General features: G+C 41.1%; 10 protein-coding genes. 5 read left to right on the top strand and 5 right to left on the bottom strand.

Features of this window, described 5'->3' with window-relative positions:
• Nucleotides 1–26 precede the first annotated feature (26 nt).
• The 4 genes from NMM25_RS06725 to dinB form a co-directional block, all read right to left on the bottom strand.
• Complete coding sequence (locus NMM25_RS06725) at nucleotides 27–773, bottom strand: CPBP family intramembrane glutamic endopeptidase (protein ID WP_254736350.1); 747 nt, start codon at nucleotides 771–773, stop codon at nucleotides 27–29.
• A gap of 45 nt (nucleotides 774–818) precedes the next feature.
• Nucleotides 819–1,613: a CPBP family intramembrane glutamic endopeptidase gene (locus tag NMM25_RS06720; RefSeq protein ID WP_254736349.1), complete on the bottom strand. Its 795-nt coding sequence runs from the start codon at nucleotides 1,611–1,613 to the stop codon at nucleotides 819–821.
• A 318-nt stretch (nucleotides 1,614–1,931) separates the two neighbouring features.
• The gene (locus tag NMM25_RS06715; protein WP_254736348.1) at nucleotides 1,932–2,258 is read right to left on the bottom strand and encodes a hypothetical protein; all 327 of its coding nucleotides are present in this window, start codon (nucleotides 2,256–2,258) and stop codon (nucleotides 1,932–1,934) included.
• Nucleotides 2,259–2,470: 212 nt separating this feature from the next.
• Nucleotides 2,471–3,535 (bottom strand): DNA polymerase IV, encoded by a 1,065-nt coding sequence (gene dinB / locus NMM25_RS06710; protein WP_254736347.1) that lies wholly within the window; start codon nucleotides 3,533–3,535, stop codon nucleotides 2,471–2,473.
• Between the two features lie 237 nt (nucleotides 3,536–3,772).
• Between dinB and pflB the strand changes: the two genes are divergently transcribed.
• Together pflB and NMM25_RS06700 are read left to right on the top strand one after the other, a co-directional pair.
• The gene (gene pflB / locus NMM25_RS06705; RefSeq protein ID WP_254736391.1) at nucleotides 3,773–6,088 is read left to right on the top strand and encodes a formate C-acetyltransferase; all 2,316 of its coding nucleotides are present in this window, start codon (nucleotides 3,773–3,775) and stop codon (nucleotides 6,086–6,088) included.
• A 398-nt stretch (nucleotides 6,089–6,486) separates the two neighbouring features.
• Nucleotides 6,487–8,592: an ATP-dependent Clp protease ATP-binding subunit gene (locus tag NMM25_RS06700; RefSeq protein ID WP_254725497.1), complete on the top strand. Its 2,106-nt coding sequence runs from the start codon at nucleotides 6,487–6,489 to the stop codon at nucleotides 8,590–8,592.
• 59 nt (nucleotides 8,593–8,651) lie between these two features.
• On the opposite strand, the gene NMM25_RS06695 is transcribed toward NMM25_RS06700, so the two are convergent.
• Complete coding sequence (locus tag NMM25_RS06695; protein ID WP_254736346.1) at nucleotides 8,652–9,134, bottom strand: S-ribosylhomocysteine lyase; 483 nt, start codon at nucleotides 9,132–9,134, stop codon at nucleotides 8,652–8,654.
• A 156-nt stretch (nucleotides 9,135–9,290) separates the two neighbouring features.
• On the opposite strand from NMM25_RS06695, the gene NMM25_RS06690 reads away from it, so the two are divergent.
• From NMM25_RS06690 to NMM25_RS06680, 3 genes are all read left to right on the top strand, one after another.
• Entirely contained in the window at nucleotides 9,291–10,280 is a 990-nt protein-coding gene (locus NMM25_RS06690; protein WP_254725499.1) for a LacI family DNA-binding transcriptional regulator, read from the top strand.
• A gap of 160 nt (nucleotides 10,281–10,440) precedes the next feature.
• Nucleotides 10,441–11,358, top strand: a complete 918-nt coding sequence (locus tag NMM25_RS06685) for a sugar ABC transporter permease (protein ID WP_198459306.1) — start codon at nucleotides 10,441–10,443, stop codon at nucleotides 11,356–11,358.
• A 10-nt stretch (nucleotides 11,359–11,368) separates the two neighbouring features.
• Nucleotides 11,369–12,259, top strand: coding sequence for a carbohydrate ABC transporter permease (locus tag NMM25_RS06680; RefSeq protein ID WP_198459307.1), 891 nt, complete (start codon nucleotides 11,369–11,371; stop codon nucleotides 12,257–12,259).
• The last annotated feature ends 18 nt before the right edge of the window (nucleotides 12,260–12,277 follow it).

Genomic DNA, 12,277 nt, shown 5'->3' with positions numbered 1-12,277 from the left:
AGAAATACAAAAACATAAAAATATCTTTAAGCCTTGTCTTGCTGATCCCTTTGATACCAAAGATAGATACTGTAAGCCGCCATCAAGATATAGCCTAGGAAAAAGAGCGGATTTTCCGTCCCCTTCCCCAGGAAAATGCCTTCACCAATGGTATTGATGGCCCCGTGGAAAAGAACACAGTAAAGGATGGACTGACTGACCTTGTAAAGAGCCGCCAACCAGAAACGGGCGAGTAGGCAGGCGGCAGTAAAGACTAGAAAAGAAGTCCCTGCATGACTGCTGCCGGGGGTAAAGAAGAGGGGCAGATGCCAGACAACCCAGATTAACCCAGTTGTTACAGTCGCTATCGAAAAGGGCAGAAGTCTTTCCAGAGTCGGCTGCAGAAAACCTTGCCAGCCAATCTCTTCATTGCCGCCTGTCAGAAGAGTCGTCATGAGAAAAATCAGGGCAATCCTGAGAAGGCTAAAACCAGGCAGGAGCGGGCTCCAAAAGACTATGGAAAGGGTATAAAGAATTGTCAAAATCAAGAGATGGACCCAAGTCCTTTTTCGGGCCGATCCGATAGAAGCCAAGAGCTCCTTGAACGATTTTCCTAAGACCAGTTTGGCTCCAATGGCCGGGCCAAAAACACCAGCGATGGTTAGGACCTGGGAAATAATAGGAATCCTCAGGAAAGCCGAAGCCAGCCAGGCAGACCAGCTGATGCCAAAAGTCCAGGCCAGAAAGGGCAGGATATGCCTTGTCTCTGGCCCAACATGTGTTTGTGTTTTCATATGATTACTCCTTTTTCTTTGGAAGAAGAGCGATTGCCAAGATTTTTAGCCTGCATCTTTCTCAGCCCCTTTCCGATTGCCCTTCCAATACCACCAGCCGACCAGCAGGGCGGTCATGACCAGATTAGCAGCCTGGAAGCTGAGATACCTTCCGCCATTTGTAGCACTGCCGACAATCGTCGCCTGAGCAAAGTTAATGCAGCCGTGAAAAGCCATGCAGGCAAAGACAGAGGCCGTCTGCTTGTAGAGAACTGCCAGACAGAAACAGAGCAAGATACCAAAGGAGAGATAGAAGAGCAAAGAAACCTGACCTTGACTCGTTCCCGGAATCAGCCAGAGGGGCAGATGCCAGGCCACCCAGACCAGAGCCGTGATGACAGTTGCCAGAGGGAAGGAGAATTTTTTCTCCAGAGCCGGCTGCAGCACTCCCCGCCAGCCCAGCTCTTCGTTCCCGCCTCCAACAAAGGTGACAAAGGTCCAGCCCAGAGGAAACATCAGAACGGCATTGAGCGGCGGTAATACAGGATTGGCGATAAAAAGGGTCAAAACCCGAACCAGACAGAAGACCAGCATGTAAATCCACCAGCCTTTGGCATGGGAGAAGATAAAGTCCAGCATCTTCTTAGGATGAGAAATTTTGAGGCTGATAAAAGTTCCCAAGGTCGGTCCGAAGCCCCCGATGAAATTGAGAGCAAAGCCCAAAGGCTCAGCCCCGCTGGTCAGCTTCAGGGCGGTTAAAATATACTGAAGCAGCCAGGCTCCCCAGGTAATGCCAAAAGTCCAGGACAGAAAGGGCAGGATATGCCTTGCCTCTGGCTCTACATGTGTTTGTTTGTTCATACGATAACTCCTTATCAAATGTAGAATAGTGAAAAGTCATCCGAAAACTGGTCAAAAGCATCCTTTACTTTCAGTCTTTCAGATGATTGCTTGTTTTGAAACGCAGATTTTTAAAATCCGACTATTCGGTTTGTTTTGTTATAAAAAATAAAGACCTACGCCAAATAGAAAACATAGTCTTTTAGTCCTTGCCTAAAATAAAAAGCAAAGATAGACTAAATAATCCTAAAAGCTATATCAGCACCGTTTAGCTACTGCCTGCTGCTTTTAGTTTCTAAGTTGTCCTGACTCTGATGCTTAAGACAGGCCATTTCTCTGCTACTTGCTCCTTTCTTGATTTTGCAATCGCCGAATTTGCCAGAGATTGTAGGCAATGCTCAGACTGCCTACTGCCATAATACCCAGTCCTCGCCATGGGCTAAAGGCAGAAGTCAGCAAGCCACCAGCAAGGACAGCATATCCAGCTTTGACTCCCCACTTAGAATAGCGTATGAGATTCTCACCCTGTGTTATCTTTTCTAGCCACACCTTACGTTTTTCTGCCTGCTGCTGCAAAAACTCTTTCTGACCTTCCCGCTGCCGATCCAGCTCCTGATTAAACTTGAGGATGTGATCGCTTGTTTTTTCTACTACAGATTTCTTCATTTCTGCTCCTTTCTTTTTAAAAACCGACCGGGCGGTTTTTTGTTTTATAAACTCAGTATAACAGACACAGAAAACTTTGTCCAGTATTTTTTCAAAAAAGATTATTTTTAGTTAATGAAAATCATCAGCCAACTTAGAAACTCGTCACAAGCAACTATCTCATACTAAAAACTATATCTAAAAAAGCCCGGTAACGAACCAAGCTTTTATCTTTATTCAAACCCCGTCACTGTCAGTCCTAGCAGTCGGATACCTCGTGGTTGTTCTTCCAAGCTATCGTATATCTCATGCGCAGTTCGCTCGATTTGCTCCTTGTCTTGAGTAGCTAAGGCCAAACTTTTCCTTTTAGTCAAGGTGGAGAAATCGGCATAGCGGATTTTCAGAACGATGGTTCGCCCTTTCTTATCGTGCTTAGTCAAGCTATTTTCTACCTTCTGTGCCAACAGGGTCAGCTCTTTTTTGATGTCTTCTTCTACGTGCAGGATTTTTCCGTAGGTTTTTTCCTTGCCAATAGACTTGCGAATACGATTGGCCTTGACCGGTGAATTATGAATGCCCCTAGCCTTTCGATAAAGATCAAAACCGAGTCTGCCAAACCGATCGATTAAAGTGACTTCAGAAACAGCCAATAAGTCTTCACCAGTATAAATGCTCATTTCATGAAGGCGTTCAACTGTTTTTTTGCCCACGCCATGAAATTTAGCAATGTCCATTTGTTTGAGGAAGTCTTGGGCTTGATCTGGGAGGATAACTGTCAAACCATGTGGCTTTTGATAGTCACTAGCCATTTTAGCTAGGAATTTGTTATAAGAAACACCTGCAGAAGCTGTCAGGTGTAGCTCCTGCCAGATATCCTGTTGGATGAGGTGGGCTATTTTGACGGCTGACTTGATACCGAGTTTATTTTCCGTCACATCCAAGTAAGCCTCGTCAATACTCATAGGTTCGATCAAATCAGTGTAGCGTTTAAAAATAGCTCGAATCTCAAGTCCTACAGTCTTGTATTTTTCATAATTTCCTGAGATGAAAACAGCTTGGGGACAGCGCTCATAAGCTTCTTTAGAGCTCATGGCTGAATGAACACCAAAAGTTCGTGCCTCATAGCTACAGGTAGAAACGACTCCTCGACCACCTGTTTGTCTAGGGTCGCTCCCAATGATGACAGGTTTACCCTTTAACTTGGGATTATCTCTGATTTCCACCGCAGCAAAAAAGGCATCCATGTCGATATGGATGATTTTTCTAGACAAATCATTAATCAATGGAAATATGAGCATTTAGCTTCCTTTCTAGCCGTATTTTCTCTCTTATTATACCGTTTTTTCTGAAAAAATGGGAAAGTTCAATCTGACTTTCAAAAATATAATACAGATAAGAGCATAAAACAGCCTGTATTATAAAAGAAAGCGCTAAAAAGGCTGATTTCTTCTTGTTGAAATCGGTTACTGTGTGGTATACTTGATTTATGAATGTAACAGATGGCTGTTACTAGAAAGAAAAATGAGGACATTAACATGGTTGTTAAGACAGTTGTTGAAGCACAAGATATTTTTGATAAAGCTTGGGAAGGCTTCAAAGGCGTAGATTGGAAAGAAAAAGCAAGTATTTCTCGCTTCGTTCAAGCTAACTACACACCTTACGATGGAGATGAAAGTTTCCTTGCTGGACCAACAGAACGTTCACTTCACATCAAAAAAATCGTAGAAGAAACAAAAGCACATTACGAAGAAACTCGTTTCCCAATGGACACTCGTCCAACATCTATTGCTGATATTCCTGCTGGATTTATCGACAAAGAAAACGAATTGATCTTCGGTATCCAAAACGATGAACTCTTCAAATTGAACTTCATGCCAAAAGGTGGTATCCGTATGGCTGAAACTACTTTGAAAGAAAATGGATACGAACCAGATCCAGCTGTTCATGAAATCTTCACAAAATACGTAACAACAGTTAACGACGGTATCTTCCGTGCTTACACTTCAAATATCCGTCGTGCTCGTCACGCTCACACTGTAACTGGCCTTCCAGATGCTTACTCACGTGGACGTATCATCGGTGTTTACGCACGTCTTGCTCTTTACGGTGCAGACTACTTGATGCAAGAAAAAGTAAACGACTGGAATGCAATTAAAGAAATTGATGAAGAAACAATCCGTCTTCGCGAAGAAGTAAACCTTCAATACCAAGCATTGCAACAAGTTGTTCGCTTGGGTGACCTTTACGGAGTTGATGTCCGCAAACCAGCGATGAACGTCAAAGAAGCAATCCAATGGGTTAACATTGCTTTCATGGCTGTCTGCCGTGTGATTAACGGTGCTGCTACATCTCTAGGTCGTGTACCAATCGTATTGGACATCTTTGCAGAACGTGACCTTGCTCGTGGTACATTTACTGAATCAGAAATCCAAGAATTCGTTGATGATTTCGTTATGAAACTTCGTACAGTTAAATTTGCTCGTACAAAAGCTTATGACCAATTGTACTCAGGTGACCCAACCTTCATCACAACTTCTATGGCTGGTATGGGTAACGACGGTCGTCACCGTGTTACTAAGATGGACTACCGTTTCTTGAACACTCTTGACAACATCGGTAACTCTCCAGAGCCAAACTTGACAGTTCTTTGGACTGACAAATTACCATACAACTTCCGTCGCTACTGTATGCATATGAGCCACAAACACTCTTCTATCCAATACGAAGGTGTAACAACAATGGCTAAAGACGGATACGGAGAAATGAGCTGTATCTCATGCTGTGTGTCACCGCTTGACCCAGAAAATGAAGATCAACGCCACAACATCCAGTACTTCGGTGCTCGTGTAAATGTTCTTAAAGCCCTTCTTACTGGTTTGAACGGTGGTTACGACGATGTTCACAAAGACTACAAAGTATTTGACATCGATCCTATCCGTGACGAAGTTCTTGAATTCGAATCAGTTAAAGCGAACTTTGAAAAATCTCTTGACTGGTTGACTAACACTTACGTAGATGCTTTGAACATCATCCACTACATGACTGATAAGTACAACTACGAAGCGGTTCAAATGGCCTTCTTGCCAACTAAACAACGTGCAAATATGGGATTCGGTATCTGTGGATTTGCTAACACTGTTGATACATTGTCAGCGATTAAATATGCTACCGTTAAACCAATCCGTGACGAAAATGGCTACATCTACGATTACGAAACAATCGGTGAATACCCACGTTGGGGTGAAGATGACCCACGTTCAAACGAATTGGCAGAATGGTTGATCGAAGCTTACACAACTCGTCTACGTAGCCACAAACTCTACAAGAACGCAGAAGCTACAGTATCACTTTTGACCATCACATCTAACGTTGCTTACTCTAAACAAACTGGTAACTCACCAGTCCACAAAGGTGTATACCTCAACGAAGATGGTTCTGTGAACTTGTCTAAACTTGAATTCTTCTCACCTGGTGCTAACCCATCTAACAAAGCTAAAGGTGGATGGTTGCAAAACTTGAACTCACTTGCTAGCCTAGACTTTGGTTACGCAGCTGACGGTATCTCATTAACAACTCAAGTTTCTCCACGTGCTCTTGGTAAGACTCGTGATGAACAAGTGGATAACTTAGTAACAATCCTTGATGGTTACTTCGAAAACGGTGGACAACACTGTAACTTGAACGTTATGGACTTGAAAGATGTTTATGACAAGATTATGAATGGCGAAGATGTCATCGTTCGTATCTCAGGATACTGTGTAAATACCAAATACCTCACTCCAGAACAAAAAACTGAATTGACACAACGTGTCTTCCACGAAGTTCTCTCAATGGATGATGCATTGAGCTAATATTCAATTAGAATATAGAAAGAAAGCCAGTTAATCTAACTGGTTTTCTTGTGCTTTAAAAACTTTTCAAAAAATAGTCAAATTTAGTCAAAAAAGTTATTGACTTTTACTGACCAAAGTGGTATAGTAGAAACATAAGGAAAATGACTTCCTTAGAAAACCTCATTTTCAATGATTCTATTTCTTGAAAATGTATGATAGATACCCTAGAAAGGGGTGAGGCCTATGTTAAACCTACGAGATTTTGAAAAGAAGATTATAGAAGGCTTATGTAAAAAAGAAAAACCAGAAATTATACGTAGGGTAGCTAGTTAGCTAGTCTAAAATTTTTAAAACAAAGGTCAAAGATAGTCAATATCAGATATCGCAAATAATTAACAATAAACGAGGTAAAAAATATGAACAACAACTTTAATAACTTTAACAACATGGATGATTTATTTAACCAATTGATGGGTGGTATGCGAGGATATAGTTCTGAAAACCGTCGCTACTTGATAAATGGACGAGAAGTGACCCCTGAGGAATTTGCTCATTATCGTGCAACGGGACAATTACCAGGAAATGCAGAATCTGATGCGCAAATGCAACAACATGCTTCAGGTATGAAACAAGACGGCGTCCTTGCTAAGCTAGGTCGTAACTTGACGGCGGAAGCTCGTGAGGGCAAGTTGGATCCTGTTATCGGACGAAACAAGGAAATTCAAGAAACAGCTGAAATCCTCTCACGTCGTACGAAAAATAATCCTGTACTTGTCGGAGATGCAGGTGTTGGTAAGACCGCAGTTGTCGAAGGTCTAGCACAGGCCATTGTGAACGGAGATGTTCCGGCTGCTATTAAGAACAAGGAAATTATTTCTATTGATATCTCAGGTCTTGAGGCTGGTACTCAATACCGTGGTAGCTTTGAAGAAAATGTTCAAAACCTAGTCAACGAGGTGAAAGAAGCAGGAAATATTATCCTCTTCTTTGATGAAATTCACCAAATCCTTGGCGCTGGCTCAATCGGAGGTGATAGTGGTTCTAAAGGTCTTGCAGATATTCTCAAACCAGCTCTCTCTCGTGGTGAATTGACCGTTATTGGAGCGACAACTCAAGACGAATACCGTAATACCATCTTGAAGAATGCAGCACTTGCTCGTCGTTTCAACGAAGTGAAGGTCAATGCTCCTTCAGCAGAGGATACCTTTAAAATCCTTCAAGGAATTCGTGACCTCTATCAACAACACCACAATGTCGTCTTGCCAGATGAAGTTTTGAAAGCAGCAGTGGATTATTCTGTCCAATACATTCCTCAACGCAGCTTGCCAGATAAGGCTATTGACCTTGTCGATGTAACGGCAGCTCACTTGGCAGCTCAACATCCTGTAACAGATGTGCATGCTGTTGAACGGGAAATCGAGGCAGAAAAGGACAAGCAAGAAAAAGCAGTTGAGGCAGAAGATTTCGAAGCAGCTCTCAATGCCAAGACACGTATTGCTGAATTAGAGAAAAAAGTCGAAAACCACACAGAAGATATGAAAGTGACCGCGAGTGTCAACGATGTGGCTGAATCTGTAGAACGTATGACTGGTATTCCGGTATCACAAATGGGAGCATCAGACATCGAACGTTTGAAAGATATGGCCCATCGTTTGGAACACAAGGTTATCGGCCAAGATAAGGCAGTAGAAGCAGTGGCTCGTGCTATCCGTCGTAACCGTGCTGGTTTTGATGAAGGCAATCGCCCAATCGGTAGCTTCCTCTTTGTAGGGCCTACTGGGGTTGGTAAGACAGAACTTGCTAAGCAATTGGCGCTCGATATGTTTGGAACCAAGGATGCGATCATCCGCTTGGATATGTCTGAATACAGTGACCGCACAGCCGTTTCTAAGTTAATCGGTACAACAGCAGGTTATGTGGGTTATGATGACAATAGCAATACCTTGACAGAACGTGTTCGTCGCAATCCTTACTCTATCATTCTCTTGGACGAAATTGAAAAGGCTGATCCTCAAGTCATTACCCTTCTCCTCCAAGTCTTGGATGACGGTCGTTTGACTGATGGTCAAGGAAATACAGTGAACTTCAAGAACACTGTCATTATCGCGACATCAAATGCTGGATTTGGCTATGAAGCTAACTTGACGGAAGATGCGGATAAACCAGAATTGATGGATCGTTTGAAACCATACTTCCGTCCAGAATTCCTCAATCGCTTTAACGCAGTTATCGAGTTCTCACACTTGAATAAGGAAGACCTTTCTAAGATTGTGGACTTGATGTTGGCTGAAGTCAACCAAACCTTGGCTAAGAAAGACATTGATTTGGAAGTTAGTCAAGCGGCTAAGGACTTTATCACAGAAGAAGGTTATGACGAAGTTATGGGTGTTCGTCCTCTCCGTCGCGTGGTTGAACAACAAATTCGTGATAAGGTGACGGACTTCCACTTGGATCATCTAGATGCCAAACATCTGGAAGCAGATATGGAAGATGGCGTTTTGGTCATTCGTGAAAAAGCCTAACTCGCGATTTTGAGAATAAAAAAAGAAGGAACTAGCTAAAAAGCTGGTTCCTTTTGTGTTTAGATGACATGACGCTCAAAGGCATCATCTGAGATTCCTTGTTCCAAGATGAGCTTCGCCCATTCCTTAGCAGAAAAGAGGCTGTGGTCCTTGTAGTTTCCGCAAGATTCGATGGTTGTTCCAGGAACATCTTCCCAAGTAGTGGTTTCAGCAATTTCTTTGAGAGAATCCTTGATAACAGCCGCGATTTCAGCACTGGTATGTTGACCCCACATAATCATGTGGAAGCCTGTACGGCAACCAAATGGTGAACAGTCAATCATGCCATCAATACGGGTACGAATGAGTTTGGCTAAGAGATGCTCAATGGTGTGAAGGCCAGCGGTAGGGATTGAGTCTTCGTTTGGTTGCACCAAGCGAATATCAAAGTTGGAGATGACATCTCCCTTTGGTCCTGTCTCTTCCCCAATCAAGCGAACATAGGGGGCTTTAACAATAGTGTGGTCAAGTTCAAAACTTTCAACAATAACTTTTTTTGACATGGTAGTTCCTTTCAGTTTTCTTCTTTCATTATATCATAAAGGGGGATGTTGAGACATATTACTGCTTATAGGATAGTTAGAAAACGAGGGAATTTATAAGAAATAGTTGCTAAAAAAACGCTTGCATGATACTATATATTAAAAGGAGGTGAGAATATGGTAGAGCAAAAAAAATCCATTACCATGAAAGATGTTGCTCTAGAAGCGGGAGTTAGCGTTGGGACTGTTTCACGTGTGATCAACAAAGAAAAAGGCATCAAAGAAGTAACCTTGAAAAAAGTGGAACAAGCGATTAAAACCTTGAATTATATTCCAGACTACTATGCAAGAGGAATGAAAAGAAACCGAACGGATACGATAGCTCTAATTGTACCAAGTATCTGGCATCCATTTTTTTCTGAATTTGCCATGCATGTGGAAAATGAAGTGTATAAGAGAAATAATAAATTACTCTTATGTTCAATAAATGGTACAAATAGAGAGCAAGACTATCTTGAGATGTTGCGTCATAATAAGGTTGATGGAATTGTTGCCATTACCTATAGTCCAATTGAGAACTACCTAACTTCAGGAATTCCCTTTGTTAGTATTGACCGTACCTACTCAGATCTTGAGATCCCGTGTGTATCTTCTGATAATGATGCAGGTGGACGAGAAGCTGCGAGGCAACTAATTAAAAAAGGCTGTCAGCATTTGGCCTTTGTAGGTGGACACAATACAACCATTAATGAAACTAAACGACGTAGGACTTCATTTGAGAAATATGTCCAAGAAAAAAACATACTCTTTAGTATTTTTGACCTAGATGAAACCGTTGCAGATTATCACGGAAAGTTAGAACAATTCTTGGCAGAAAATCGTTCCATAGACGGAATTTTTGCCATTAATGATTTTGCAGCTTTAGATGTTATTGAAATACTAGAGTCAAATGGTAAACATATCCCCGATGATGTACAAATCATTGGATATGATGGGATAAAAATGGCTGAGAGTCGAGAGTATCTACTTTCAACAATTAAACAACCTTTGGAAGAAATGGCAAAAGAAGCTGTTCGTATTTTGTTTGATATTCTTGATGGAAAGACTGTTAATTTACAGACAATCTTACCAGTAGCATTTATTAAAGGAAAAACAACAAAAAAATAAAAGTAAGTCTTGACAGAAAACGCTATCAATGTTAAAATGAAGTCAAATAAAAGAGATTTATTTTTTAAAACAAAATTGAAACGTTTCAAATAATGATTAGAGAGCGCCGTGCGCTATCTTTTCTGAAACAAAATTGAAACGTTTCAAAAAGGAGGTTGCTATGAATAGCAAAGCGAAGCAAGTTTCTCTTTGGGAACGAATCAAGAAACAGAAACTCTTGTTATTGATGACCGTCCCCGGTTTAGTTTTGACATTTATCTTCAAGTACATTCCTATGTATGGTGTTTTGATAGCCTTTAAAGATTATAATCCCCTAAAAGGAATTATGGGAAGTGACTGGGTAGGATTTTCTGAGTTCACAAAATTTTTGTCTTCACCCAACTTTGGAATCTTGTTGGCTAATACTCTTAAATTGAGTGTTTATGGCTTGTTGCTTGGTTTTTTACCACCAATTATACTTGCGATTATGCTCAATCAGCTCTTGAGTGAAAAAGTTAAGAAACGGATTCAGCTTATTCTATATGCTCCAAACTTTATTTCTGTAGTTGTTATTGTCGGAATGATTTTCCTCTTCTTTTCAGTTGGAGGACCAATCAATAGCTTTCTTTCTATGTTTGGTATCAAAGCGGATTTTCTAACGGATCCAGACTTCTTCCGTCCGCTCTATATCTTTAGTGGTATCTGGCAAGGAATGGGTTGGGCTTCGACACTCTATACAGCGACCTTGGTGAACGTCGATCCTGCCTTGGTAGAAGCCGCTAGACTTGATGGTGCTAATATTTTCCAACGAATCTGGCATATTGACCTTCCTGCTTTGAAGCCAATCATGGTTATCCAGTTTATCTTGGCGGCAGGTGGCATTATGAATGTCGGTTATGAGAAGGCCTTCTTGATGCAAACATCTCTAAACCTTCCAACATCTGAAATTATCTCAACCTATGTCTATAAAGTTGGTCTTGTGTCGGGAGATTATTCTTACTCAACAGCTGTCGGTTTGTTTAATGCAGTGATTAATGTGGTCTTGCTAGTCGCTGTTAACCAAATCGTTAAACGTATGAATAATGGTGAAGGAATTTAAGGAGGAAAACATGAAAAATTCGATCATGGATACAAAATTTGATAGACGTATCTTGCTCTTAAACAAAATCATTATTGTCTTTATCGTTTTGATTACCTTGCTTCCTTTACTTTATATCGTAGTGGCATCCTTTATGGATCCGAAAGTTTTGGTTAGTAGGGGGATTAGTTTTAATCCAGCGGACTGGACAGTAGAAGGGTATCAGCGTGTATTTAGTGACCAATCCATTCTAAAAGGCTTTATTAACTCATTGCTCTATTCTTTTGGCTTTGCAACGTTGACAGTCTTACTATCGGTATTCACTGCCTATCCTTTATCTAAAAAAGATTTAGTAGGGCGTCGTTGGATTAACTATTTCCTTATTGTGACCATGTTCTTTGGTGGAGGTTTGGTTCCAACTTACTTATTGGTAAAAGATTTGGGCATGCTCAACACCCCGTGGGCTATTATCGTACCAGGTGCAATCAATGTTTGGAATATTATTCTTGCTAGAGCTTATTTCCAAGGATTGCCTGAAGAATTGGTTGAAGCTGCGGTCATTGATGGAGCAAATGATTTACAGATATTCTTTAAAATCATGCTTCCTCTTGCAAAACCAATTATGTTCGTTCTCTTTCTTTACGCTTTTGTTGGTCAGTGGAACTCATACTTTGATGCAATGATTTATATCAAGGATCCAAACTTGGAACCATTGCAACTGGTTCTTCGTAAAATTCTCATTCAAAGCCAACCAGGTCAGGACATGATTGGAGCGCAGGCAGCCATGAATGAAATGAAACGCTTGGCTGAATTGATCAAATATGCAACCATTGTCATTTCAAGCTTACCATTGATCGTTATGTATCCATTCTTCCAAAAATACTTTGATAAAGGAATTATGGCTGGTTCACTTAAAGGTTAATAAAATAGAAAAAAATAA

The organism is Streptococcus sp. CF10-1 (assembly GCF_024295825.1).
Taxonomy (GTDB): Bacteria; Bacillota; Bacilli; order Lactobacillales; family Streptococcaceae; genus Streptococcus.
This window is presented reverse-complemented; position numbering and strand designations above follow the sequence as displayed.

Coding starts and splice junctions, on each gene's coding strand:
- NMM25_RS06700 (WP_254725497.1), top strand. CDS start 6,487: ATGAACAACAACTTTAATAACTTTAACAACATGGATGATTTATTTAAC.
- NMM25_RS06685 (WP_198459306.1), top strand. CDS start 10,441: ATGAATAGCAAAGCGAAGCAAGTTTCTCTTTGGGAACGAATCAAGAAA.
- pflB (WP_254736391.1), top strand. CDS start 3,773: ATGGTTGTTAAGACAGTTGTTGAAGCACAAGATATTTTTGATAAAGCT.
- NMM25_RS06725 (WP_254736350.1), bottom strand. CDS start 773: ATGAAAACACAAACACATGTTGGGCCAGAGACAAGGCATATCCTGCCC.
- NMM25_RS06695 (WP_254736346.1), bottom strand. CDS start 9,134: ATGTCAAAAAAAGTTATTGTTGAAAGTTTTGAACTTGACCACACTATT.
- NMM25_RS06690 (WP_254725499.1), top strand. CDS start 9,291: ATGGTAGAGCAAAAAAAATCCATTACCATGAAAGATGTTGCTCTAGAA.
- dinB (WP_254736347.1), bottom strand. CDS start 3,535: ATGCTCATATTTCCATTGATTAATGATTTGTCTAGAAAAATCATCCAT.
- NMM25_RS06720 (WP_254736349.1), bottom strand. CDS start 1,613: ATGAACAAACAAACACATGTAGAGCCAGAGGCAAGGCATATCCTGCCC.
- NMM25_RS06715 (WP_254736348.1), bottom strand. CDS start 2,258: ATGAAGAAATCTGTAGTAGAAAAAACAAGCGATCACATCCTCAAGTTT.
- NMM25_RS06680 (WP_198459307.1), top strand. CDS start 11,369: ATGAAAAATTCGATCATGGATACAAAATTTGATAGACGTATCTTGCTC.